Source organism: Cyanobium sp. ATX 6E8 (assembly GCF_024346335.1).
GTDB lineage: Bacteria > Cyanobacteriota > Cyanobacteriia > PCC-6307 > Cyanobiaceae > Cyanobium_A.
In genome coordinates, this window is record NZ_JAGQCT010000008.1 from 38,598 (window position 1) to 59,963 (window position 21,366).

General features: G+C 68.5%; 27 protein-coding genes. 14 read left to right on the forward strand and 13 right to left on the reverse strand.

Annotation, left to right across the window (positions count from 1 at the left end; genetic code table 11):
* Positions 1 to 11: 11 nt before the first annotated feature.
* Positions 12 to 524: a phosphoribosyl-AMP cyclohydrolase gene (locus KBY70_RS08175; protein ID WP_254988089.1), complete on the reverse strand. Its 513-nt coding sequence runs from the start codon at positions 522 to 524 to the stop codon at positions 12 to 14.
* A gap of 200 nt (positions 525 to 724) precedes the next feature.
* Here KBY70_RS08175 and nadC point away from each other — a divergent pair, with 200 nt between their 5' ends.
* The 6 genes from nadC (at position 725) to KBY70_RS08205 (ending at position 7,183) form a co-directional block, all read left to right on the forward strand.
* On the forward strand, positions 725 to 1,597 hold the full coding sequence (gene nadC / locus KBY70_RS08180; protein ID WP_254988090.1) for a carboxylating nicotinate-nucleotide diphosphorylase: 873 nt from the start codon (positions 725 to 727) through the stop codon (positions 1,595 to 1,597).
* A 76-nt stretch (positions 1,598 to 1,673) separates the two neighbouring features.
* Complete coding sequence (gene grrP, locus KBY70_RS08185) at positions 1,674 to 2,588, forward strand: extracellular substrate binding-like orphan protein GrrP (RefSeq protein ID WP_254988092.1); 915 nt, start codon at positions 1,674 to 1,676, stop codon at positions 2,586 to 2,588.
* A gap of 21 nt (positions 2,589 to 2,609) precedes the next feature.
* On the forward strand, positions 2,610 to 3,008 hold the full coding sequence (gene grrA / locus KBY70_RS08190; protein ID WP_254988093.1) for a GrrA/OscA1 family cyclophane-containing rSAM-modified RiPP: 399 nt from the start codon (positions 2,610 to 2,612) through the stop codon (positions 3,006 to 3,008).
* Entirely contained in the window at positions 3,008 to 4,210 is a 1,203-nt protein-coding gene (gene grrM, locus KBY70_RS08195) for a cyclophane-forming radical SAM/SPASM peptide maturase GrrM/OscB (protein ID WP_254988094.1), read from the forward strand. The genes grrA and grrM overlap by 1 nt, the downstream gene beginning before the upstream one ends.
* Before the next feature lie 31 nt (positions 4,211 to 4,241).
* Complete coding sequence (gene argS, locus KBY70_RS08200; protein WP_254988095.1) at positions 4,242 to 6,050, forward strand: arginine--tRNA ligase; 1,809 nt, start codon at positions 4,242 to 4,244, stop codon at positions 6,048 to 6,050.
* Positions 6,050 to 7,183: a pyridoxal phosphate-dependent aminotransferase gene (locus KBY70_RS08205; protein WP_254988096.1), complete on the forward strand. Its 1,134-nt coding sequence runs from the start codon at positions 6,050 to 6,052 to the stop codon at positions 7,181 to 7,183. Before argS ends, KBY70_RS08205 begins: the two co-directional genes overlap by 1 nt.
* On the opposite strand, the gene KBY70_RS08210 is transcribed toward KBY70_RS08205, so the two are convergent.
* The 8 genes from KBY70_RS08210 to KBY70_RS08245 all read right to left on the reverse strand — a co-directional run bounded on the left by KBY70_RS08210 (position 7,180) and on the right by KBY70_RS08245 (position 11,589).
* On the reverse strand, positions 7,180 to 7,890 hold the full coding sequence (locus KBY70_RS08210) for an MBL fold metallo-hydrolase (RefSeq protein WP_254988097.1): 711 nt from the start codon (positions 7,888 to 7,890) through the stop codon (positions 7,180 to 7,182). The two genes, KBY70_RS08205 and KBY70_RS08210, sit on opposite strands and share 4 nt — an antisense overlap.
* A 24-nt stretch (positions 7,891 to 7,914) precedes the next feature.
* Positions 7,915 to 8,532, reverse strand: a complete 618-nt coding sequence (locus tag KBY70_RS08215; protein ID WP_094560824.1) for an anthranilate synthase component II — start codon at positions 8,530 to 8,532, stop codon at positions 7,915 to 7,917.
* Between the two features lie 23 nt (positions 8,533 to 8,555).
* The gene (locus KBY70_RS08220; protein ID WP_094560823.1) at positions 8,556 to 9,020 is read right to left on the reverse strand and encodes a diacylglycerol kinase family protein; all 465 of its coding nucleotides are present in this window, start codon (positions 9,018 to 9,020) and stop codon (positions 8,556 to 8,558) included.
* Positions 9,017 to 9,571, reverse strand: a complete 555-nt coding sequence (gene ybeY, locus KBY70_RS08225) for an rRNA maturation RNase YbeY (protein ID WP_254988098.1) — start codon at positions 9,569 to 9,571, stop codon at positions 9,017 to 9,019. The genes KBY70_RS08220 and ybeY overlap by 4 nt, the downstream gene beginning before the upstream one ends.
* 1 nt (position 9,572) lies before the next feature.
* A complete protein-coding gene (locus KBY70_RS08230; protein ID WP_094560819.1) occupies positions 9,573 to 9,764 on the reverse strand; it encodes a DUF3285 domain-containing protein in 192 nt (63 codons plus the stop codon).
* Positions 9,757 to 10,882, reverse strand: a protein-coding gene (prfB, locus tag KBY70_RS08235; RefSeq protein ID WP_254988158.1) for a peptide chain release factor 2 whose coding sequence is annotated in 2 segments (ribosomal slippage) — positions 9,757 to 10,806 and positions 10,808 to 10,882 — 1,125 coding nt in all. Because the reading frame shifts where the segments join, the coding sequence is not laid out codon by codon here. Before prfB ends, KBY70_RS08230 begins: the two co-directional genes overlap by 8 nt.
* A 78-nt stretch (positions 10,883 to 10,960) precedes the next feature.
* Positions 10,961 to 11,362, reverse strand: coding sequence for a type II toxin-antitoxin system VapC family toxin (locus KBY70_RS08240; protein WP_094560815.1), 402 nt, complete (start codon positions 11,360 to 11,362; stop codon positions 10,961 to 10,963).
* Positions 11,359 to 11,589 (reverse strand): type II toxin-antitoxin system Phd/YefM family antitoxin, encoded by a 231-nt coding sequence (locus tag KBY70_RS08245; RefSeq protein WP_198953873.1) that lies wholly within the window; start codon positions 11,587 to 11,589, stop codon positions 11,359 to 11,361. Before KBY70_RS08245 ends, KBY70_RS08240 begins: the two co-directional genes overlap by 4 nt.
* Before the next feature lie 112 nt (positions 11,590 to 11,701).
* Between KBY70_RS08245 and grxC the strand changes: the two genes are divergently transcribed.
* Positions 11,702 to 11,962, forward strand: coding sequence for a glutaredoxin 3 (gene grxC / locus KBY70_RS08250; protein ID WP_094560811.1), 261 nt, complete (start codon positions 11,702 to 11,704; stop codon positions 11,960 to 11,962).
* 3 nt (positions 11,963 to 11,965) lie between these two features.
* Positions 11,966 to 12,928 carry a glutathione synthase gene (gene gshB / locus KBY70_RS08255; RefSeq protein ID WP_094560809.1) on the forward strand — a complete coding sequence of 321 codons (963 nt, stop codon included), beginning with the start codon at positions 11,966 to 11,968 and terminating at the stop codon, positions 12,926 to 12,928.
* On the opposite strand, the gene KBY70_RS08260 is transcribed toward gshB, so the two are convergent.
* A complete protein-coding gene (locus KBY70_RS08260; RefSeq protein ID WP_094560807.1) occupies positions 12,898 to 14,331 on the reverse strand; it encodes an isochorismate synthase MenF in 1,434 nt (477 codons plus the stop codon). The genes gshB and KBY70_RS08260 overlap by 31 nt on opposite strands.
* Positions 14,332 to 14,489: 158 nt before the next feature.
* Between KBY70_RS08260 and menA the strand changes: the two genes are divergently transcribed.
* The 5 genes from menA to KBY70_RS08285 are packed head-to-tail and all read left to right on the forward strand — an operon-like array spanning position 14,490 to position 17,975.
* Positions 14,490 to 15,365: a 2-carboxy-1,4-naphthoquinone phytyltransferase gene (gene menA / locus KBY70_RS08265; protein WP_409996038.1), complete on the forward strand. Its 876-nt coding sequence runs from the start codon at positions 14,490 to 14,492 to the stop codon at positions 15,363 to 15,365.
* Positions 15,353 to 16,324: an o-succinylbenzoate synthase gene (gene menC, locus KBY70_RS08270; protein ID WP_254988099.1), complete on the forward strand. Its 972-nt coding sequence runs from the start codon at positions 15,353 to 15,355 to the stop codon at positions 16,322 to 16,324. Before menA ends, menC begins: the two co-directional genes overlap by 13 nt.
* Positions 16,321 to 17,556: an AMP-binding protein gene (locus tag KBY70_RS08275; RefSeq protein ID WP_254988100.1), complete on the forward strand. Its 1,236-nt coding sequence runs from the start codon at positions 16,321 to 16,323 to the stop codon at positions 17,554 to 17,556. The genes menC and KBY70_RS08275 overlap by 4 nt, the downstream gene beginning before the upstream one ends.
* The gene (locus tag KBY70_RS08280; RefSeq protein ID WP_254988101.1) at positions 17,540 to 17,806 is read left to right on the forward strand and encodes a TM2 domain-containing protein; all 267 of its coding nucleotides are present in this window, start codon (positions 17,540 to 17,542) and stop codon (positions 17,804 to 17,806) included. Before KBY70_RS08275 ends, KBY70_RS08280 begins: the two co-directional genes overlap by 17 nt.
* Before the next feature lie 34 nt (positions 17,807 to 17,840).
* Entirely contained in the window at positions 17,841 to 17,975 is a 135-nt protein-coding gene (locus KBY70_RS08285; protein ID WP_254988103.1) for a hypothetical protein, read from the forward strand.
* Here KBY70_RS08285 and KBY70_RS08290 read toward each other — a convergent pair.
* Both KBY70_RS08290 and KBY70_RS08295 read right to left on the reverse strand, forming a co-directional pair.
* Positions 17,972 to 18,424, reverse strand: a complete 453-nt coding sequence (locus KBY70_RS08290) for an acyl-CoA thioesterase (RefSeq protein WP_409996039.1) — start codon at positions 18,422 to 18,424, stop codon at positions 17,972 to 17,974. The genes KBY70_RS08285 and KBY70_RS08290 overlap by 4 nt on opposite strands.
* The gene (locus tag KBY70_RS08295; RefSeq protein ID WP_254988106.1) at positions 18,417 to 19,601 is read right to left on the reverse strand and encodes an NAD(P)H-quinone oxidoreductase subunit H; all 1,185 of its coding nucleotides are present in this window, start codon (positions 19,599 to 19,601) and stop codon (positions 18,417 to 18,419) included. The genes KBY70_RS08290 and KBY70_RS08295 overlap by 8 nt, the downstream gene beginning before the upstream one ends.
* A gap of 70 nt (positions 19,602 to 19,671) precedes the next feature.
* Between KBY70_RS08295 and rsmH the strand changes: the two genes are divergently transcribed.
* Complete coding sequence (rsmH, locus tag KBY70_RS08300) at positions 19,672 to 20,544, forward strand: 16S rRNA (cytosine(1402)-N(4))-methyltransferase RsmH (protein ID WP_254988107.1); 873 nt, start codon at positions 19,672 to 19,674, stop codon at positions 20,542 to 20,544.
* Here rsmH and KBY70_RS08305 read toward each other — a convergent pair.
* Positions 20,537 to 21,304 (reverse strand): hypothetical protein, encoded by a 768-nt coding sequence (locus tag KBY70_RS08305; RefSeq protein WP_094560793.1) that lies wholly within the window; start codon positions 21,302 to 21,304, stop codon positions 20,537 to 20,539. The genes rsmH and KBY70_RS08305 overlap by 8 nt on opposite strands.
* Between the last annotated feature and the right edge of the window lie 62 nt (positions 21,305 to 21,366).

The following is a 21,366-nucleotide window of genomic DNA, read 5'->3' on the forward strand; positions in this document are numbered from 1 at the left end:
CGCGGGGAGGCTCAGCCGCCGTAGTTCAGTGATGAATGGTGCAGCACGATCCGCATGCTGCCATCGTTTTCTTTGATAAACGTCCAGGTTTTATCAACGCTGGTGACGCTGCCTGCGGCATCGGTGAAGATCACATTGCCCATGGTGGTGGCCGATGCCCCATTCAGCTGAATCACCTGGTTCACAATCCTGCAGGAGCGCCAGGGCTTGATGGCGAAACCCTTGTCTTGCGGGAATTTCGGATTGTGGCCCACAAAGTAGGCGAGGGCACCTTCGCGGTCGGTGCGAAAGGATTGTTCGCCTGAGGCCAAGGTTGGTTTGAACGCCACCGGTCCGTACTGGTAGCCATAGGCTTGATCAACCACTGTTGCGGCGGTGGCCTTGGCTTTGGTGATCCCGCCCTTGGCGTAGTCGGCGCTGATCTGCAGCAGGGCCGTGCACCAGCCTTCTTGGGCCTTGAGCGCCTGGGCGAGGGAGATGTTGTTGTCCAGGATCTGCACCTCTGGCGTGGCGGCCTGGGCCATGGCAGCAGAGATGCCCGGACCCGCCAGGCTCAGCAGCCCCACGGCAGTGAGTGGGGCGAGGTTGCGTAGATGGGGGTGGCTCAAGGGGGGCACGTTGGATCTAGCTTCAGTAAAAAATGTCGGCGCGGATTTGGCAACCGTTGTTGTATCTGGCTGGCCCATGACCTCGCATCATTGGGTCGTCCTGGTCCGGAGGGGCCATGCCCAGCACCGTTCTGCCCATCGCTCGCTTGCCTTTCACCCCCCAGCTGGAGGCCCAGCTGCGCGCCTGGTTGGCGGAAGATCTGGGCCGCGGCGACCTCACGGCCGCGGCCCTGGCGGGCTGCAGCGGCCGGGCCCAATGGCTCGCAAAGGCCGATGGGGTGTTCTGTGGCGGCGTGCTGGTGGAGCCTCTGTTCCGGCTGCTGGATCCCGGGGTGGTGGTGCGGCTGCTGGTGCGCGATGGGGCGGCGGTGGCGGCGGGGCAGCGGCTGCTGGAGCTGGAGGGCCCGGCCACGGCCCTGGTGGCTGGTGAGCGCGCCGCCCTGAATCTGGCCATGCGGCTCTCCGGCATCGCCACCGCCACGGCGGCGCTGGTGGCGGAGCTCGCCGGCACGGGCGTGCGCCTGGCCGACACCCGCAAAACCACACCGGGTCTGCGGGTGCTGGAGAAGTACGCCGTGCGCTGCGGCGGCGGCCTCAATCACCGCCAAGGCCTCGATGACGCCGCCATGCTCAAGGAGAACCACCTGGCTTGGGCAGGTGGGGTGGATGCCGCGATCGCGGCGGTGCGGGCCGCGGCCCCCTGGCCGGCCCGGGTGATCGTGGAGGCGGAAACCGCCGCCGAAGCGGAAGCCGCGGTGCGGGCTGGGGCGGATGGGGTGCTGCTCGATGAATTCACCCCCCACCAGCTGGCGGAGCTGGTGCCCCAGTTGCGGGCGCTCGCCCAGGGGAGGCAGCTGGTGCTGGAGGCCTCCGGCGTGCAACCAGAGGAGCTGCGGAGCTACACCGCCACGGGCATTGATCTGATCTCCACCAGCGCGCCGATCACCCGCAGCGTCTGGTTGGATCTGAGCATGCGCTTTGACACCTGAATTTGACGCTTGAGCCCGTTGCGTTGGCAGCCGGGCTGGCCCTCTGCATAGTGCGATGAGTTCCTCTCAAGGCAGGGTGGCGACACAAATTTGGCGCGGACTCGCCGGGAGCATCGCGACGCTGGGCCTGCTGGCCGTGATGCCGGCGGCTGCCCTGGCCGAGGGTGTGGTTCAGCGGGCTGCGCGCACCGGCGAGCTGGTGATGAGCGGGCTCGCCGATGTGCCCCCGCTGGTGGTGGTGGGTCCCCAGGGGCAGCCCAGTGGCTACGGCATCCTGGTGGCCGATCGGATCGCAGCCGAGGTGGCCCGGGCCGTGGGCCGGCCGGTGACGGTGCGCTTCGCGCCGGTTGCCAATCCGCGCAGCCTGGTCGACACCATCACCAATGGCAAGGCGGATCTGGCTTGCGGTTTTCCGTTCAGCTGGGAGCTGGACATGCAGGTGGACTTTTCGCTGCCGATCGGGATCTCGGGGTTGAGGCTGCTGGCTCCGGCCGGCCGCTTTGATGGCAGCCCGGCGGCCCTGGCCGGACGGCGTATCGCCGTGGTGCGCCAGTCGTTGGGTGAGACCGAGCTGCGGGGCATGCAACCCAAGGCCACGGTGGTGGCCTTCGACAACCTCAGCGCGGCGGTGGCGGCGCTGAGGGCTGGAAAGGTTGAGGGTGTGGTCGGCGACACGGTTGTGCTGGCTGGTCTGGTGCGCCAACAGGGGCTCAAGGGTCTGGCCCTGACGCCCGATTTCCCCTTCGAGGCCTATGCGGTGAGCTGCGTGCTGGCCGAGAACGATTCGGCCTTCCGCAATCTGGTGAACCTGGCCATCGCCCGCCTGTTGCAGGGCTACCTCGATGGTGAGCCGGACACGGTCGCGGCGGTGAACCGTTGGCTGGGGCCGACCAGTGCCGCGGCCATACCCGAATCCGCCCTGCTTGCCAGCTTCGAGGCAATCCTGCTGGGGGTTGAGACGATCCGTCTGATTCCCGCCACTGCTCGCTGATCCCCTTCCCCCGTTGCTCTCATGGCCTTCTTCAACCGCTCCCACCTGTTTGGCCTGCTGCTGCTGGCCTCCCTGCCGCTCGATGGGGCGGCCGCCCTGGCTCTCGCCAGCGTGCAGGAAGCCCCACCCCAGCGCAGCATCGAGCAACGGCTGAGCCGAATCGCGGCGGCCGTGCAGGAGCGCGAGGGCTCAACAGCTGTGTCTGAGGGCTCAACAGCCGTGCCCGATGACGCCCTCTCCTACGTGTTTGTGAATGGCTCTGGGTTGGGTTGGGGCAACGGCGGCTTCCGCAATGGCGGCTTCTACAACGGCGGCTTCAACAACGGTGGCTTCGGCAATGGGGGCTTCTACAACGGTGGTTTCCGCAACGGCGGCTTCCGGAATGGCGGCTTCCTCAACGGTGGCCGCTACTGGCGCTGATGCCTGGTTCGGTCGCTGAGCTGGACGCGGCGCCTGGCCAGGGATGGGGGCCGGTGCGCTTGTTGGTGGTGCAGCCCACCCCCTTTTGCAACCTCGATTGCGACTACTGCTATCTCCCCGACCGGGGAGACCGCAGCCGCCTGTCGATGGCGGTGTTAGAGGCCGCTGTGGAGCGGGTGCTGGACAGCCCCTATTTCGACGGTGGTTTCACCCTGCTCTGGCACGCCGGTGAGCCGCTGATGGCGCCGATCGCCTTCTACGACGAGGCCACCGATCGGATCGGTCAGCTCCTGGCGCGGCGCGGTCTGCCTCCCGGCACGATCGTGCAGTCGCTGCAGACCAACGCCACCGTCATCGATGCGGCCTGGTGCGACTGCTTCGAGCGCAACGGCATCCATGTGGGCGTGAGCATGGATGGCCCGGCTTTCCTGCACGACGCCCACCGGGTCACCCGCACCGGCCTGCCCACCCACGCGGCGGTGATGCGTGGCATCGACTGGTTGGCCCGGCGGCAGATTCCCTTTCAGGTGATCTGCGTGCTCACGGCTGATGCCCTCGACCATGCCGACGCCATCGCCGATTTCTTCCTCCAGCACGGCATCGCCGAGGTGGGTTTCAACATGGAGGAGACGGAGGGGGCCAACAGCCACTCCAGCCTCGATGCCGGCGGTGCCGCTCAGGTGGCCCTGGAGCAGCGCTACCGCGCCTTCATGGCGCGGCTGTGGCAGCGCAGCCGCGAGCAGCCCGGCCGCCTGTGCATCCGCGAATTTGATGGCATCGCCAGCCTGGCCTGCAGTCAGGCGCGCATGGTGCAAACCGACATGAACACGCCGTTTGTGATCGTCAATGTCGATGCCCGCGGCCAGGTGTCCACCTTCGATCCCGAATTGCTGTCGGTGAAGACGGCCGAGTACGGCGACTTCTCCTTCGGCAACGTGCTCGTCGACAGCCTTGAAGCTCTGGCTGCCACCGACAAGTTTCGTCAGGTGGCCGCTGAGATTCGTGCGGGGGTGGAGCTGTGCCGTGGCAGCTGCGAGCACTTCGGGCTGTGTGGCGGCGGCACCGGCAGCAACAAGTATTGGGAGCACGGCCGCTTCGATTGCACCCAGACCCAGCACTGCCGCTACCGCATCCAGTTGGTGGCCGATGTGGTGCTCGAAGGCCTGGAGCAGGAGTTGGGCCTGACGGCCTGCGCGGGATGATCGAAGACGAATCAGCCCCGGCCCGGCCCCCATGCTTCGCATCGCCCAAGCCCTGAATGGCCAGTTGCTGGCGGCCATGGAGCGGGCCTTCCCCGAGGCGGCGCAACGGGCCCGTGAGGCTGGCCAGCCCCTCGATCCCCAGCTGGCGCCGGCCAGCAAGCCCGAATTCGGCGATTTCCAGGCCAATGGCGCCCTGCCCCTGGCCAAGCCCCTGGGCCAGCCGCCCCGCCAGATCGCCCAGGCGATCGTGGTGCAGCTGGCGGCCGACCCCGCCTTCACCGAGCTCTGCCTGGAGCCGGTGATCGCCGGCCCCGGCTTCATCAACCTCACCCTGCGGCCCGAGCGGCTGGCGGCTGAGGTGCAGGCCCGCCTGGGCGATTCGCGGCTGGGGGTGCCCCACACCGATGGCACGCCCCCGGTGATCGTCGACTTCTCCAGCCCCAACATCGCCAAGGAGATGCATGTGGGGCATCTGCGCTCCACGATCATTGGCGACGCCCTGGCCCGGGTGTTGGAGTTTCGCGGCCACCCGGTGCTGCGGCTCAACCACGTGGGCGACTGGGGCACCCAGTTTGGGATGTTGATCACCCACCTCAAGCAGGTGGCGCCCGAGGCCCTCACGACCGCCGATGCGGTGGATCTGGGCGATCTGGTGGCCTTCTACCGCCAGGCCAAGGCCCGCTTCGACGACGACGAGGCCTTCCAGACCACCTCCCGGGAGGAGGTGGTGAAGCTGCAGGGCGGCGATCCGGTGTCGCTCAAGGCCTGGGGATTGCTCTGCGACCAGAGCCGCCGTGAGTTCCAGAAGATCTACGACCGGCTCGACATTTGCTTGTGCGAGCGCGGTGAATCCTTCTACAACCCCTACTTGGAGGCTGTGATTGCAGACCTTGAGGCCTCTGGATTGTTGGTGACCGACGACGGCGCCCGCTGTGTGTTTCTGGAGGGCATGAGCGGCAAGGACGGCACGCCCCTGCCGGTGATCGTGCAGAAGAGCGATGGCGGCTTCAATTACGCCACCACCGATCTGGCGGCGATTCGCTATCGCTTCGGTGCGGCTCCCGATGGCGATGGTGCCTGCCGCGTCATTTACGTCACCGATGCCGGCCAGGCCAACCACTTCGCCGGCGTGTTCCAGGTAGCCCGCCGTGCCGGTTGGATTCCCTCCCACGGCAGTGTCGAGCACGTGCCCTTCGGCCTGGTGCAGGGGGAAGACGGCAAGAAGCTGAAAACCCGCGCCGGCGACACCGTGCGCCTGCGGGATCTGCTCGATGAGGCGGTGGAGCGGGCCGACGCCGACCTGCGTCGCCGTTTGGCGGAGGAGGAGCGCACCGAAGACGAGGCCTTCATCCAGCACGCGGCCACCACCGTGGGCGTGGCGGCGGTGAAGTACGCCGACCTCAGCCAGAACCGGATCACCAACTACCAGTTCAGCTTTGATCGGATGCTGGCCCTGCAGGGCAACACGGCGCCCTATCTGCTCTACGCCGTCGTGCGCATCGCGGGCATCGCCCGCAAGGGCGGTGATCTCGAGGCTGGTGGCCCTGGTGCCGCTACCGCCCCGCTCACCTTCACCGAACCCCAGGAGTGGGCCCTGGTGCGTGAGCTGCTCAAGTTCGATGCGGTGATCGCCGAGGTGGAGGAGGAGTTGCTGCCCAATCGGCTCTGCACCTATCTGTTTGAGCTCAGCCAGGTGTTCAATCGCTTCTACGACCAGGTGCCGGTGCTCAAGGCTGACGAACCCGCCCGCTGCTCCCGCCTGGCCCTCTGCCGCCTCACCACGGACACCCTCAAACTGGGTTTAGGGCTGTTGGGCATTCCCACCTTGGAGCGGATGTGATGGAGTCGCAGCAGAGGCCGGATCGGCAGGAACAACCGATCCCCCAGCCTCGCCCTGAGGTGGAAAGCCTCAAGGCCTACAGCGCGCCGCTGGAGGGGCGGCGGGGGTTGCTGCGGCTCGACTTCAACGAGAACACCGTGGGCCCAAGCCCCCGAGTGGTGGAGGCGATCCAGGCGATTCCCGCCGATCACTACGCCATCTATCCCGAGTACGACGGCCTGCGGGAGGCGGTGATCGCCAATCTTGCGGCAACTGGCCAGGGGCTGCCGCTTAGCCGCGACCAGATCGGCTTGTTCAACGGTGTGGATGCGGCGATCCACGCCATCTTCCACGCCTATGGCGACCGCGGCCAAACGCTGCTCACCACCAGCCCCACCTTCGGCTACTACACCCCCTGCGCCCAGATGCAGGGCATGGCGATTGAGGCGATCCCCTACCGGTTGCCGGATTTCGCTTTCCCGCTGGAGGAGCTGGGTGCCGCGCTGGCACGCCGGCCCCGCATCCTGCTGATCTGCAACCCCAACAACCCCACCGGCACCCGACTGGCCCCTGAGCGAATCCTCGAGCTGGCGGCTGCGGCGCCAGGCACCCTTGTGGTGGTGGATGAGCTGTATGAGGCCTTCACGGGCGACAGTGTGCTGCCCTCGGCGAACTTCGACACCACGCCCAATCTGGTGGTGCTGCGCTCCCTGGCCAAGACGGCGGGCCTGGCGGGCCTGCGGATCGGCTTTGCGATCGGGGCAGCGCCGGTGATTGATCGCATCGGGCGCGTCACGGGGCCCTATGACATCAACAGCTTTGCGGTGACGGCGGCCCATGCGGCCCTGGCTGACCAGCCCTACACCGATGCCTTCGTTGCCGAGGTGTTGCGGGCCCGCACCTGGCTGGTGCAGCAGTTGCAGCAGGCCGGAGTGCGGCACCACGCCGCCGGGGGCAACTACCTCCTGATCTGGCCCGAGAGCCCGGCTGAGGACGTGGAGCGGCGTCTGCGGGAGGCCGGCATCCTGGTGCGCTCGATGGCGGGCAAGCCGTTGATCGATGGTTCGTTGCGGGTGAGCCTCGGTACCACCGAGCAGATGGGGCGGTTCTGGGCGGCTTATGCCGACATCGAAGCGTTGGGCGCAGCTGATTAGCGCATCACCTCGATCACCGGCCCGCCGTCGAGCTTGCCGGGCAGGCTGATGCGGTTGCCGCGGCGCTGCACCGGGGTGCCGGCCATGGCGTCGAGGAACGGCTGCACCGAGGTTTGGTCGCAGTCTGTGGGGGTTTTGCCGCTGACGTATTGCACCGGGATCACCCGGCGGGGCTGGAGCTCGCGCACCACTTCGGCCGCTTCGGCGCCGGTGTACACCTTGGCGCCGCCGCCCACGCCGATGATCAGCACGTCGGGGCGCCCCAGCATCACCTTGTCGGAGGGGCTGAGCCGAGCCGCGGTGCCGCCCAGGTGGGCGATGTCGAGGCCGCCCTGCTTCCAGCGCCACAGGGTGGATTGGCCGAAGCGGCGGCCCCCAACGCGGTCGTGGGGGCCGGAGATGCCTTCGATCGACAGCCCACCCACCTTGTAGGAGCCGGGATCCACCAACATCTTGCCGCGGGCCACCGGTGCACCCTCATCCAGCAGGCGGCTGCTGGCCAGCACCACGGTGGCGCTCACCCGCGGCTCCGCCAGGCCGGCGGCGCAGGCCACGGCCTTGAACGGGTTGACCAGCACACTGGTGCCACCGCCGCTGATCAGCAGGGCGCTGTGGCCGTAGCTGGTGATCGTGACGCCACTGCCGGCCAGGGCCGGGCCGGCGGCCAGCAGCGTGGAGCTCAGGGCCAGGATGGGCAGCAGACGCATGGCGGGGCGGCAGTCGCCGTGACGCTAACCCAACTGATCTGGCGAGGCTGGCTGGCTGGCCTGGCGCAGAAAGTTGGCCAGCAGCTGGTGACCCTGCTGGGTGAGCACGCTCTCGGGGTGGAACTGCACCCCCTGCAGGTGCGGATAGTCGCGGTGGCGCAGACCCATGATCGTGCCGTCGTTGAGCCAGGCGGTGATCTCCAGGCAGGCGGGGAGGCTGTCGCGCTCGGCGATCAGGCTGTGGTAGCGGGTGGCGGTGAGTGGGTTGGCCAGGCCCTCAAACACACCCTGGCCGCTGTGCTGCACCGGGGAGGTTTTGCCGTGCATCAGCTCCTTGGCCCGCACTACCTTGCCGCCATACACCTGGGCCAGCGCTTGGTGGCCCAGGCAAACCCCCAGGGTGGGGATGGTGGGGCTGAGCTCCCGCAGCACCTCCAGGCATACCCCCGACTGGTCGGGGTCGCCGGGGCCGGGTGAGATCAGGATCGCGGCGGGCGCTAGCCCGCGGATCTGCTCCAGCGTGAGGGCGTCATTGCGCTCCACCCGCAGGTTGGCGGCGATCGGATGCTCCGCCGCCAGCTCGCCCAGATACTGCACCAGGTTGAAGGTGAAGCTGTCGTAGTTGTCGAGAACGAGAAGCATCGCCGCGCATGGCCTGCCCCCATTCAAAGGCCCAGCCGGGTGAGCAGGGGTGGCACGAGCAGCAACAGGGCGATCAACAGCGACGACAGGGCCGCCACCAGCACCGCTGCCGCTGCGCAGTCCTTGGCGATCCTGGCCAGGGGGTGGAACTGGCGGCCGATGGCCAGGTCGACCACCGCTTCCGTGGCGGTGTTGAGCAGCTCCAGCACCAGCACCGCGGTCACCGTGAGCACCAGCACGGCCAGCTGGGCCGTGGGCAGTTGCAGCCACAGCCCCAGGCCGAACACCACGGCGCCGGTGATGACGTGGATGCGGAAGTTGCGCTGGCTGGCGAAGCCGTAGGCCAGCCCCTGGGCGGCGTAACGAAAACTGGCGGGCAGGTCTCCCGCCACCGTCCAGGCTCTTGCCCGCAGGCGGCGGCCCCGGGTCTGCGGCCGGACCTGCTGCGGCAGGGGCTCTGGGGGTGGCAGGGGACGCAGGCTGGTCATGGCTCCGCGTGCACGTTAACGAGTTGGTCCTGGCGCGCCAGCATGGCCGCCAGGCTGGCGTCGTCGGGATGGTCCCAGCCCAGCAGGTGCAGCAGGCCGTGGCTGGCCAGAAACAGCAGTTCCTGCTCCAGGTTGTGGCCGTGTTCAGCCGCCTGGCGTGCGGCGGTGTCCACCGAGATCACGATGTCGCCCAGCTCCAGGGGGGCACCCCCGTCGGCAGCGGCGGGCATCGGCATGGGCGGGGCGCCATCGAGGTTGTCGTCCTGGGCGGCGAAGGCCAGCACGTCGGTGGGGCCGTCCTTGTTGCGCCAGTCGGTGTTGAGGGCGGCGATTTCGGCGTCGCCCACCAGGCTCAGCCCCAGGCTGTAAGCGGGGGCTTGCAGGTGGCTGGGCAGCTCGGCGGTCAGCTGGACCAGCCAGTCCTCCAAACGGGCGTGCCAGGCCTCCGCACCGGTGAGCGGATCGGCCCAGGGGTTGGCGGCCGCCAGCAGCTCCGCGGCTAGGTCTGGATCGGCCGAGAAGGCCAGGTCGAGGTCGGGGTGGGCGGCCATCTCAGCCCCCAGGCAGCTGCGGCCGGCCCAGCCAGGCGATCAGCACGAGGAAGCCGGTGAGGCCGAGGGCGGTGAGGCCGAAGTGAAACAAGCTTTGGCGGCCCTTGCGCACCATGTTGCGCATGGCCAGTTTGACGAAGCTGGGGTTCTCGTCGGGAGCCTGGGGAGCCGGAGGGCCTGGGTCGTCAGTCATCGCCGCTTGCTCCCACCTCGACGCCAGCATGCAGCAGGCTCTGGATGAAGGGATCAAGGTCGCCGTCCATCACGCCCTGCACATCGGTGGTTTCGTGCTGGGTGCGCAGATCTTTCACCATCTGGTACGGGTGAAACACGTAGTTGCGGATCTGGTTGCCCCAGGCCGCTTCCACGATGTCGCCGCGGATGTCGGCGATCTCGGCGGCCCGCTGCTCCTGGGCAATCACCAGCAGTTTGGCCATCAGCAGGGCCATCGCCTTTTCCTTGTTCTGCAGCTGCGAACGCTCCTGGGTGCAGCGCACGAACAGGCCCGTGGGGATGTGCAGGATGCGCACCGCCGTTTCCACCTTGTTGACGTTCTGGCCGCCGGCGCCGCCCGACCGGGAGGTGGTGATCTCGAGATCCTTCTCGGGGATGTCGAGCTTGACCTCCTCCTCGATCTTGGGCATCACCTCAACGCCGGCAAAGCTGGTCTGGCGCTTGTCGTTGGCGTTGAACGGGCTGATGCGCACCAGCCGGTGCGTGCCCTTTTCGTTACGCAGGTAGCCATAGGCGTAGCGGCCCTCGATCTCGATCGTGCAGCTCTTGATGCCCGCTTCTTCCCCCTCGCTGAGTTCGTCCACGGTCACCTTCATGCCGTGGTCTTCCGCCCAGCGGGTGTACATCCGCATCAACATCAGGGCCCAGTCCTGAGCGTCGGTGCCGCCGGCGCCGGCGTTGATGCTGATCACGGCGCCCTCCTTGTCGTAGGGGCCGGAGAGCAGGCGCTCCAGTTCCCAACGATCGAGGTCGGCGCGCAGCTTCTGCAGAGCGGTGTTGGATTCGGCCAGCAGGTCGTCGTCGGGCTCCAGGCCGTAGAGCTCCAGGGTGGCTTCGCCGTCGGCGACCGCCGCCTGCCACTGGCCCAGCTGTTCGAGTTGGGCCTTCACCTCATCGAGCTGGCGCATCTTGGCTTGGGCCTGCTTCTGGTCGTCCCAGAACTCGGGTTGGGAGGCCAGTTGCTCGAGGTGCTGCTGCCGTGCTTTCAGTGCCGGTACGTCAAAGACAGTCCTGGGCGTTGCCCAGGCGGTCGGTGAGCTCGGAGAGGTCGCGTTTGAAGTCGGTGAGGTCGAGCAGGGCGGCAGCGGGGGTGCTGGCGGCGGTCACGGCGGGGTGCGCAGGGTTGCTGATGGTCTGACCGTATCAGTGGCGCCATCAGTGGCGCCCGTCCAATCGCTCCAGGGAGCCTGCCCAGTTGAGAATGGCTTGATCCGCTGTGAGCAGGGTGGCGCGGTGCCAGATCGCCGTGGCCGCAATGAAGCGGTCCGCAGGATCGGCATGGAAGGCGTCCAGCTCCACGGCTTGCAGGGCGACGCCGCCCTCGAGGGGCAGTTCGAGCAGGCCGGCTTCCAGCCAATCGGCGCGCCAGCGCGCGGGCGGCAGGCCGAGCTGGATGCGCCCTCGGCGTTCCAGCATGGCGGCCTCCCAGAAGCTGATGGCACTGACGGCCACTTGACCGTGCTCCCAGGCTTCGCGGATGGCCTGTCTGGCTTGGCTACCGAGCTGGGCGTCATCACGGTCCAGCCACAGCAGCACGTGGGTGTCCAGCAGGATCACTGCAGAACATCCCAGGGCTCATCCAGGGGCGCCATCACGTCACCGTCGAGGCGGGTGGAGAGGTGCAGGCCAAAAGGATCGGTGCGGCGACCACCTCGGCAGGGATGCAGCTCCGCTACGGGCTGCCCGTTCTTGGTGATGACCAGGGTTTCGCCACTGCGGGCGACATCGTCCATCAGACCAAGGCAGCGGGCCTTGAACTGGCTGGCGCTGATCTGCCGGACCATGGCGCTGCTCCCGTGATAGCTGGAGGTCGTGATGACCATGGTACTGACCATGGTTGCTCAGAAACCTCACTCGGGTCACTTCTAGGATCAGTGCACCTGCACAGAGGCCCCGATGGCGGCAACGGTTGAGATCTACACCTGGCGGTTTTGTCCCTTTTGCATTCGTGCCAAGGCCCTGCTCGATCGCAAGGGTGTGGCCTACACCGAGCACGTGATCGATGGCGATGAGGCGGCCCGCGCGGCGATGGCCGCCAAGAGCGGGGGGCGGCGCAGCGTGCCCCAAGCGTTCATCAACGGCCAGCACGTGGGCGGTTGCGACGATCTGCATGCCCTCGAGCGCTCCGGCCAGCTCGACGCCCTGCTGGCGAGCTGAGCGGTGGCTTCCCAACTGTTCGTGATCGATCCGATTGCGCGGCTCAACCCTGCCAAGGATTCCAGCGTCGCCCTGATGCAGGCGGCCCTCCGGGCTGGCGAGCAGGTGTGGGTGTGCAACCTGGCGGATCTGTCGGCGGCCGATGCGCCTGGAGGCCATGGCGCCTGGGTGGTGGCCCAGCCTCTGGAATCCCGGCCCGAAGGCCAGCCCCAGGCCGGCGAACCCTGGTATCGCCTGGGGGAGGCGCAGCGCCTCCCCCTCACGGCCTTTCCGCGCGTGTGGATGCGCAAGGACCCGCCCGTGGATGAGGCCTACCTCTATGCCACCCATCTGCTGGAGCTGGGTGAGCGCCAGGGGGTGCGGGTGCTGAACAGCCCGGCGGGGCTGCGAGCCTGGAACGAGAAGCTCAGTTCCCTGCGCTGGAGCCACCTGATGGCGCCCACCCTGGTGGCCAGCCGGGTGGAAACGCTGGCTGCCTTCACGGCCGAGCACGGCGAGGTGGTGCTCAAGCCTCTGGGCGGGCGGGCCGGTCAGGGGGTGGTGTTTGCCTCCGCCAGCACCCCAGGCCTGCGGGCGCTGCTGGAGCTGGTGACAGGCCAGGAGCAGCTGCCGGTGATGGTGCAGTCCTTCCTGGCTGGAGTGAGCGCTGGCGACAAGCGGATCCTGTTGGTGGATGGGGAGCCGCTGGGGGCGGTCAACCGGGTGCCGAGCGGCGGCGAATTTCGCAGCAACCTGGCCGTGGGCGGCCAGCCCGAGGCCACCGAGCTCACCGATCAGGAGCGCCACATCTGCGCCGAACTGGCGCCGGCCCTGAAGGCCGAAGGCCTGTTCTTTGTGGGCATCGATGTGATCGATGGCCGGCTCAGTGAGATCAACGTGACCAGCCCCACCGGTGTGCGGGAGGTGGAGCGGTTGGGGGGGATTCCCCTGGCAGATCAGGTGATCGAGCGGCTGCTGCGCAGCTGAGCTGGCAGGTTGAGCTGCTGCTGCAGCACACCTAGCTTGAGGGCCACCTCCTGCAGCTCCCGCTCCACCGTGGAGCCCCGCACCAGCCCCGCCCCTGCGGTGAGTTCGAGCCGATCGCCCCGCAGGGTGCCGCTGCGGATGGCCACCCGCAGGTCGGCGTCGCCGGCGCTGTCGATCCAGCCGATCGGTGCGGCGTAGTGGCCCCGCTCAAACGGCTCCAGGCTGCGCAGCCAGGCCATGGCTTCGCGCCGCGGTAGCCCGGCGACGGCGGGGGTGGGATGGAGGGCCGCGGCGATGGCGAGGGGTTGCTGCGGGCCCAGGGCCGCCGTGATCGGGGTGTGCAGGTGCACCAGCTGGCCGTGGCGCGCCAGGCGCGGGTGGCGTGGCCGGCGGGGGCGGAGGCCCACTTGCGCCAGCACGGCGGTGATGGTGTCCACCACCAGCTCGTGTTCGTGGCGATCCTTGTCGGAGTGCAGCAGGGCCGCGGCCTGATCGCCTGCTGGGGCCGTGCCTGCCAGGGCATCGCAGCGCAGCTGACCCTGCCGCACCGTGAGCAGCCGCTCCGGTGAGGCCCCGATCAGGGCGGCTCCCTGACACCGCTGCCAGAGGAAGCGGCAGCTGCCGCTCTGGTGGCGCCGCAGGGGGCTCAGCAGCTCCAGGGGGTCGGGAGTGGCGTCAAGGCGCAGCTCCTGGCGCACGGCCAGCACCACTTTTTCCAGTTCGCCCCGATCCACCCGGGCCAGGGCCTCCGCCACGGCGGAGCGGTAGCGCTCCTGCCAGCTGGAGCTCCAGCGCAGGCCCACCCGGTTGGCTTGTGCACGATCGGCTGGGATGGGATCCACCACCAGCCGCTCCAGGCGGCGAGCCTGCTCCCAGAGCTCTTCGGCCAGCTGCCGCGGCGTCACCTCGCCGCCGATGGCACGCTGCAGACGCAGCCAGCAATGCTGGCCCTGGCGGCTGAGTTGCCAGCGCGGCAGCACGGCCTGCACTCCCGGCACCCCACCCGGTTCGCTCTGCAGGGGCGCATCGAAGAAGGCGAAGGCCAGCAGCACCCGCGGCCTGGCCAGGGGCGGCCCTTGGGAAGCGGTGGCCAGGCGGCTGAGGCTGGCACTGGCAAAGCGTTGGGCCAGCTCGAAGCGTCGGGGCCCGCTCAGCTCCAGGCTGTTGGTGCGGCCGGCGGCGGCGATGCAGAGCCCGGGAGCGCCATCCCAGAGAAAGCGGAAGCCGTCGCCACCGGTGGGTTCGAGGTGGGGCAGCAGCAGCATCGGGTCGCCGCCGGCCAGGGGCAGCGCCAGGCTGAGCACGCCGTCCTCCTCCAGCTGGCGTGCCTGTTCGTTGGCGAGGGCCAGCAGCTGGGTGAACGAATCACCCGAGGAATCGGTGAAGGAAGGGGAGGCCTGCACCAGAAGGGGCCGTTGCCGCGACGAAGAGCTGCTCAAATGTATGGGTCCTGCAGCGGCTGCCGCCTGCGGCCCCCATCCCTGTGTCCAAGGTCGTCGCAAGCCGTTACGCCAGCCACCCGGATCGACGCCTGCTTTGGAAGGCGGCGATCAAATGGCCCATGTATGCCGTGGCGGTGATGCCGGTGCTGCTGGCCGCCGGCTGGCGCTTTGGCCGGGGAGAGCCGGTGCGCGTCGAGCAGCTGCTGCTGTTCCTACTGGCGGCAGTGCTGCTACTGGTCTGGGAAAACCTGGCCAACGATGTGTTTGATGCCGACACCGGCGTCGACACCCACGGCAAACCCCATTCGGTGGTGAATCTCACCGGGCGGCGGGATCGGGTGGCCCTGCTGGCCAACGGCTGCCTGCTGCTGGGCCTGGCCCTGATGGCCCTGGTGGCCTGGCGCAGCACGCCGGCGGTGCTGGCCCTGGTGCTGGCCTGCTGCGGGCTTGGATATGTGTATCAGGGGCCGCCCTTTCGCCTGGGCTACCGCGGCCTCGGGGAGCCCCTCTGCTGGATCGCCTTCGGTCCGCTGGCCACCGCCGCCGCCCTGCTCGCTCTGGCGCCGTCTGGCGCTGCCAGCACCCTGGCCATTCCCTGGGGCACGGCCCTGCTGTTGGGCAGCGGTCCCGCCCTGGCCACCACCCTGGTGCTGTTCTGCTCCCATTTCCACCAGGTGGAGGAGGACGCCGCCAACGGCAAACGCTCGCCCGTGGTGCACCTGGGCACGGGCCTTGCGGCGGCACTGGTGCCCTGGTTTGTGGCCGGTGCCCTGGCCTTGCAATGGGCGCCGGTGCTGGTGGGCCAGTGGCCCCTCACGGCCCTGCTGGGGGTGGTGGGTCTGCCGCCGGCCCGGGATCTTATTCGCCTGCTACAGCAGCAGCATCGCCATCCGGAGCGCATCGCCGGCAGCAAGTTTCTGGCCCTGCGCTTCCAGGCGCTCAATGGGTTGGGGTTGGCCTTGGGTCTGGCCCTGGGGCGCTGGTGGCCGGCTTGATCCGCCTGCAGTGGCGGCCCTTTGGCTTTGCTCTGCCCCAGCCCCTGGCCACGGCGGCGGGCACGGTGCACCAGCGGCGCGGCTGGCTGCTGCGGCTGCAGGGAGAGCAGGGGGGCGCAGGCTGGGGTGAGGCGGCCCCATTGGATGGGTGGCTGGAGCCGGTGGCCGCGGTGATCGAGGCCCTCGGATCCAGCCATCCCCGCCACGGCCTGGAGGCAGCGCTGACGGCCGGCGATCTGCCAGCGGCCCTTGCCTTCGCCCTGGGAGCCGCCCTGGCGGAGCTTGATGGACTGCCGCAGCGCCGCTGGCTGGCGCCGCCGGCATCGGCCCAGCTGCTGCCGGCCGGGCCGGCGGTGTTGGAGGCCCTCGATCGCGGCGCCCCGGCGACCGTGTTCAAGTGGAAGGTGGCCGTGTTTGCTGATCCCCTCGAGCGCGAGCTGCTGGAGCAGCTGCTTCAGCGGCTGCCGGCAGCGGCGCGCTTGCGCCTCGATGCCAATGGCGGCTGGGACCGGCCCACCGCGGCCGCTTGGGCCGAGCGGCTGGCGAGCGAGCCGCGGCTGCAGTGGCTGGAGCAGCCCCTCGATCCCGCCGACCAGGCCGGTCTGGCGGCCCTGGCCGATCGCCTGCCGGTGGCCCTCGATGAATCGCTGCAATGCCAGCCAGCCCTGCGCCAGAGCTGGCCCGGCTGGCAGGTGCGCCGGCCCAGCCAGGAGGGAGATCCTCGGAAGCTGCTGGCGGCCCTGGAGCGGGGTGCCCCGCGGCTGATGCTGAGCACCGCCTTTGAAACCGGCATCGGTCGGCGCTGGCTCGACCATCTGGCGGCCCTGCAGGCCGAGGGCCCCACGCCCGTGGCGCCGGGTCTGGCGCCGGGCTGGCAGGCGCCGGGGGGCCTCGCCAGTGCCGATCCTGAAACGGTGTGGGCCGCCGCAGGGCCGTCTGCTGGAGTGGAGGCTCGATGAGATTCGAGCAGCTGCAGCAGGCTTGGGCGGCCGGCCAGATCGTGGCGCTGGCGGGCCCTGCTCCGCGCGATCAGGAGGCGCTGGCCGCGGCGATCGGGCCCCAGGGGCTGGATCCCTTGCAGCGGCAGTGGGGCCCTGGAGTGGTGCTGGGCAGCGGCGGCAGTAGCGGCGGGAGGCGCTGGTGCCTCCAACCCCTGGCTCACCTGCAAGCCTCCGCCACGGCCACGGGCTCGTGGCTGGAGCAGCAGGGGCTGAACCCGGCGGCTTGCCTGCATCTCAACCCCCTGCCGCTGCACCATGTCAGCGGCCTGCTGCCCTGGCTGCGGGCGCAGCAGTGGGGCGCTGCCCACCGGCACCTGCAGCCGGCCTGGCTGCGCGATCCGGCCCTGTTGGCGGCCGCTGCGCCCGTGGATCCGACTCGCCCCGCCCTGCTGTCGTTGGTGCCCACCCAGCTGCAGCGCTTGATGGCGGCTCCAGAGGGTGTGGCCTGGCTGCAGCAGTTGGGGCTGATCTGGGTGGGCGGGGCGCCGCTGCCTCCCCAGCTCGCAGTGCGGGCGCGTCAGGCGGGGCTGCGGCTTGCCCCTTGCTATGGCGCCACGGAAACGGCTGCCATGGTGTGTGCCCTCCCCCCCAAGCGCTTTCTGGCGGCTGCAGCCGGTTGCGGTGCGCCCCTGGTGGATGTGGAGCTGCGATTGGGCCCGGATGGGGCCGTGGAGGTGCGCAGCGGGCGGCTCAGCCCGGGTTGGCTGGCGAACGGCCAGTTGCAACCCCTGCCCCGCTCCGCCGACGGGTGGTGGCGCAGCGGTGATGCCGGCCGCCTGGGGCCGGCGGGCCTGGTCGTGGTGGGGCGTCTCGATAGCGCCATCCACAGCGGTGGTGAAACCGTCTTTCCTGAGCCTTTGGAGGCCCAGCTGCTGGCGCTGGCCCAGGCGGCCGGTCTGCCCGTGCAGGCGCTGCTGCTGCTGCCTATGCATGATCCCGAGTGGGGCCAGCGCCTGGTGGCCTTGGTGCGGGCTGAGGGGATGCAGCCCTGGCCGGATCTGCAGCGCCAGCTGCGGCAGCTGTGTGAGCCCTGGGCGCCGGCCGAGCGCCCGACGCGTTGGCTGTGCTGCCCCGAGCTGGCCCCCACCGCGCTGGGCAAATGGCAACGCAGCCGTTGGCGGGATTGGATGGATGAGCTAGAAGCAAATCAGAAGTCCCGACCCACATCGGCCGATGTCGACCCTCTCTGACACCGAAATCGGCAACAAGAAGCTGGCGGCGGGACTCACCGGCATCTTCCTGGGTGCCTTTGGTGTGCACAAGTTTGTGCTGGGCTACAACAAGCCGGCCATCATCATGTTGGTGGTGTCGCTGTTGACCTGCGGAGTGGGTTATTTCGTTTTTCAGGTGATTGGCATTATTGAGGGGATCATTTATCTCGCCAAATCAAACGACGAATTTCGAGCTGAGTATCTCGATGCTGAGAAAGACTGGTTCTGAGTCGTCGGCCCAACGGCTGACGCTCGTTGTTTTGTTGGCCCTTGCCGGGGCTATCAGCTTTGTTGCGGCCGGCAGCATTCCCCACGATGGCCTGCATCCGATGGCCCTCATGGCAGCCCTGTTGCCGCTCCAGCTGGCGGCGCTGCTCTACGTGTTCCGCCGGCCCTAAAGCGGCTGAATGCCCTGTCCCAGGCTCGAGGCCTCCAGCCAGCGGTTGATGGGTTCGGGCAAAGGGCAGCGCTGACGACTGCCGGCGCTGATGGCCAGATGCCGGGTCAGCCCCAGCGCCACGCTGCGATCACCGCTCTGGAAGCTGTAGCGCACTTCAAAGGCCCCGGGATCGAGGCGCTGGGGCTCCAGTTGGATGGCCAGGGGATCGCCGCAGGCCAGAGGGGCGAGGAAGTCGGCGCTGCAATGCACGATGGGCAGGGCTACGGCGGGCGCGTGCCCCGGCCGCGGGAAGACATCGGCGGCCGCAAGACCGAACCGTTCCAGGCTCTCTTCGTAGGCCTCGTGGCACCAGCGCAGCAGCTGCTGGAAGTGCATCACCCCAGCGGCATCGGTGTCGCCAAAGCGCACCGTGCGGCAGAGCAGCAACCAGGCGCTTGAATCAGCGATCAACCGACCCCATGATCACGTCGATGGAGCCGAGGATGGCCATGATGTCGGCCACCTTGGCCCCCTTGAGGATGTGGGGCAGGATCTGCAGATTGTTGAAGTCGGCGGCGCGAATCTTGAAGCGCCAGGGGGTGACATCGTTGTTGCCCTGGATGTACACGCCGATCTCGCCCTTGCCGGATTCCAGGCGGGTGTAGAGCTCACCCTCGGGGATCTTGAAGGTGGGGGCCACTTTCTTGGCCACATACTGCAGATCGAAGGCCGAGGAAGGCCCCCCCTTGCCTTCGGCCATCCGTTGGGCTTCCAGGTTTTCGGTGGGGCCGCCCGGGATCATCTGGCAGGCCTGGCGCACGATCTTGAGGGATTCGCGCATCTCCTGAACGCGCACCCGGTAGCGGGCGAAGCAGTCGCCCTCTTTCTCCCAGGCCACGGCCCAGTCGAAGTCGTCGTAGCACTCGTAGTGGTCCACCTTGCGCAGGTCCCAGGGCACGCCGGAGGCGCGCAACATCGGGCCCGAAAGACTCCAGTTGATCGCCATCTCGCGGCTGATCACGCCCAGTCCCTCGATCCGGCGGCGGAAGATCGGGTTGTTGGTGATCAGCTTCTCGTATTCGTCAATCTTGGGGCCGAACCAATCGCAGAAGTCGAGGCACTTCTCCAGCCAGCCGTAGGGCAGATCCGCCGCCACGCCACCGATGCGGAAGTAGTTGTTGTTGATCAGCCGCTGGCCGGTGGCCGCTTCCCACAGGTCGTAGATCATCTCCCGCTCGCGGAAGATGTAGAAGAACGGCGTCTGGGCGCCCACATCCGCCAGGAAGGGGCCAAGCCAGAGCAGGTGGTTGGCGATGCGGTTGAGCTCCAGCATCAGCACGCGGATGTAGCTGGCGCGCTTCGGCACCGGCACATCGGCCAGCCGCTCGGGGGCGTTGACCACGATCGCTTCGTAGAACATGCCGGCCGCATAGTCCATGCGGCTCACATAGGGCACGAACATCACGTTCGTGCGGTTTTCGGCGATCTTCTCCAGGCCGCGGTGGAGGTAGCCGATCACCGGCTCGCAGTCCACCACGTCCTCGCCGTCGAGGGTCACCACCAGCCGCAACACCCCGTGCATCGAGGGGTGGTGGGGGCCGAAGTTGACCACCATCGGCTCCGTGCGCGTCTCCAGCTGCGTCATGGGGCCGTGGCCTAAGGGGTCGAATGCCGAGATCTTAGGAAGGAAGCGCCCGCCGTTCCCGGCTTCCCGCTTGTTCGATTCCCCTGGGGCCTTCGCCCACGTGCCCGTGCTGGCCGAGCCGCTGCTGGCGGCGCTGCCGGGTGGCGGCGGCACGCTGATCGACTGCACCCTCGGCGGCGGCGGCCACAGTGCGTTGCTGCTGCAGGCCCATCCCGGCTTGCGCGTGGTGGGGCTGGACCAGGATCCAAGCGCCCGTGCCGCCGCCGCCGAGCGCCTCGCCCCGTTTGGCGATCGCGCCACGATCGTGGCCACCAACTTCGCCGATTACGTGCCAGCTGAGCTGGCTGTGGCGGTGCTGGCCGACCTGGGGGTGAGCAGTCCGCAGCTGGATGTGGCGGCGCGGGGCTTCAGCTTCCGGCTGGCCGGCCCGCTCGACATGCGCATGAATCCCACGGCCGGTGAGACCGCTGGTGAGCTGATCGATCGGCTCGACGAGACGGCGCTGGCCGATCTGATCTACGCCTACGGCGAGGAGCGGCTCTCGCGCCGCATCGCTCGGCGCGTCAAAGAGCAGGGCCCGTGGGCCCCGCGGGATACCGCTGAGCTGGCCTATCTGGTGGCCGGCTGTTTCCCACCCCAGGCCCGCCGGGGCCGCATTCATCCCGCCACGCGCACGTTTCAGGCCCTGCGCATTGCCGTGAACGACGAGCTGGGCGTGTTGGACAAGTTGTTGCACAGCGCCCCGGACTGGTTGGTGCCTGGGGGGCTTTTGGCGATCATCAGCTTTCACTCCCTTGAAGACCGTCGGGTGAAGACGGCCTTTCTGGCCGATGAGCGGCTGGAGCGGGTCACGCGCAAGGCGATTCAGGCCAGCCCTGAGGAAGCGGAGGCCAACCCCCGCAGCCGCAGCGCCCGCTTGCGGATTGCGCGGCGGCTCAGCTGAGCAGGCCGGTGCGGTCTTCGGCGCCGAACAGCTGGCGGTAGGCGGCGGTGGAGATGCACAGCACCACCGGCACCACCACCAGCAGGCCGCCGTAGCTGAACAGGCCGCCGATGGCGTGGATCACACCTTCGACAATGCCCAGCCACAGCACCATCCACCAGCTGGGGTTCACCACGTTCACGCCTGATCCAAGCGTGTTGGTGGCCTTGGAGGTGCCCAGCAGCGACACCTGGATCAGGAACTTCTGGGTGACCAGCAGCCACACATAAAAGATCGCCACCACGATCATCGGGATGACGGAGAGGGCTTCATTGAGCTTGCCAAGGCCAGCACCGATCAGGGCAGCGATGGCGCCGGCTACGGCCACCACAATCGCCAGCAGAACTGCCGAGCCCAGCAGCCGGGCGCTGGCGGGACGGTCCCAGCGGGTGAAGTCGGCGAAGCAGGGCTTGCGGCCCTCCAGGCTCAGCCAGGCACCACGGGTGAGGCCCACCACGGTCCACAGGGCCACGATCACGTAGCCGATCACGCCTGCGATCAGCGCGATCCAGCCACCCACGGGGTGCACGACCATCAGCTCCTCCACCTTGGCCAGGCGGGCGGCACCGACGGCGGTCAGGGCGGCAAAGGGCAGCAGGATCAGGCCCGCCAGGGCCTGAAACAGCAGGAAGGCCCAGGGAGCCCGGCAGAAGGCGCCCCACCCGTCTTCAACGGCTTGGAGAATGTGCAGGCGGCTGTTGTCGGAGGGGGTGAGGGCCATGACCAAGGGCAGATGGCCCGGACGGTAGCGATGGACACACAAGGGCGCATCCGCTTTGTGAA

Excerpts from the sequence above, each read along its gene's own strand:
- KBY70_RS08205 (WP_254988096.1), top strand. The coding sequence starts at position 6,050 with ATGGAGTCGCAGCAGAGGCCGGATCGGCAGGAACAACCGATCCCCCAG.
- KBY70_RS08215 (WP_094560824.1), bottom strand. The coding sequence starts at position 8,532 with ATGCTTCTCGTTCTCGACAACTACGACAGCTTCACCTTCAACCTGGTG.
- KBY70_RS08295 (WP_254988106.1), bottom strand. The coding sequence starts at position 19,601 with ATGACGCAGCTGGAGACGCGCACGGAGCCGATGGTGGTCAACTTCGGC.
- grrA (WP_254988093.1), top strand. The coding sequence starts at position 2,610 with ATGGCCTTCTTCAACCGCTCCCACCTGTTTGGCCTGCTGCTGCTGGCC.
- KBY70_RS08245 (WP_198953873.1), bottom strand. The coding sequence starts at position 11,589 with ATGGTCCGGCAGATCAGCGCCAGCCAGTTCAAGGCCCGCTGCCTTGGT.
- grrM (WP_254988094.1), top strand. The coding sequence starts at position 3,008 with ATGCCTGGTTCGGTCGCTGAGCTGGACGCGGCGCCTGGCCAGGGATGG.
- KBY70_RS08210 (WP_254988097.1), bottom strand. The coding sequence starts at position 7,890 with ATGCGTCTGCTGCCCATCCTGGCCCTGAGCTCCACGCTGCTGGCCGCC.
- KBY70_RS08220 (WP_094560823.1), bottom strand. The coding sequence starts at position 9,020 with ATGACCAGCCTGCGTCCCCTGCCACCCCCAGAGCCCCTGCCGCAGCAG.
- nadC (WP_254988090.1), top strand. The coding sequence starts at position 725 with ATGCCCAGCACCGTTCTGCCCATCGCTCGCTTGCCTTTCACCCCCCAG.
- KBY70_RS08305 (WP_094560793.1), bottom strand. The coding sequence starts at position 21,304 with ATGGCCCTCACCCCCTCCGACAACAGCCGCCTGCACATTCTCCAAGCC.
- grxC (WP_094560811.1), top strand. The coding sequence starts at position 11,702 with ATGGCGGCAACGGTTGAGATCTACACCTGGCGGTTTTGTCCCTTTTGC.
- argS (WP_254988095.1), top strand. The coding sequence starts at position 4,242 with ATGCTTCGCATCGCCCAAGCCCTGAATGGCCAGTTGCTGGCGGCCATG.
- ybeY (WP_254988098.1), bottom strand. The coding sequence starts at position 9,571 with ATGGCCGCCCACCCCGACCTCGACCTGGCCTTCTCGGCCGATCCAGAC.
- KBY70_RS08275 (WP_254988100.1), top strand. The coding sequence starts at position 16,321 with ATGAGATTCGAGCAGCTGCAGCAGGCTTGGGCGGCCGGCCAGATCGTG.
- KBY70_RS08175 (WP_254988089.1), bottom strand. The coding sequence starts at position 524 with ATGGCCCAGGCCGCCACGCCAGAGGTGCAGATCCTGGACAACAACATC.
- KBY70_RS08280 (WP_254988101.1), top strand. The coding sequence starts at position 17,540 with ATGTCGACCCTCTCTGACACCGAAATCGGCAACAAGAAGCTGGCGGCG.
- KBY70_RS08230 (WP_094560819.1), bottom strand. The coding sequence starts at position 9,764 with ATGACTGACGACCCAGGCCCTCCGGCTCCCCAGGCTCCCGACGAGAAC.
- menA (WP_409996038.1), top strand. The coding sequence starts at position 14,490 with ATGTATGCCGTGGCGGTGATGCCGGTGCTGCTGGCCGCCGGCTGGCGC.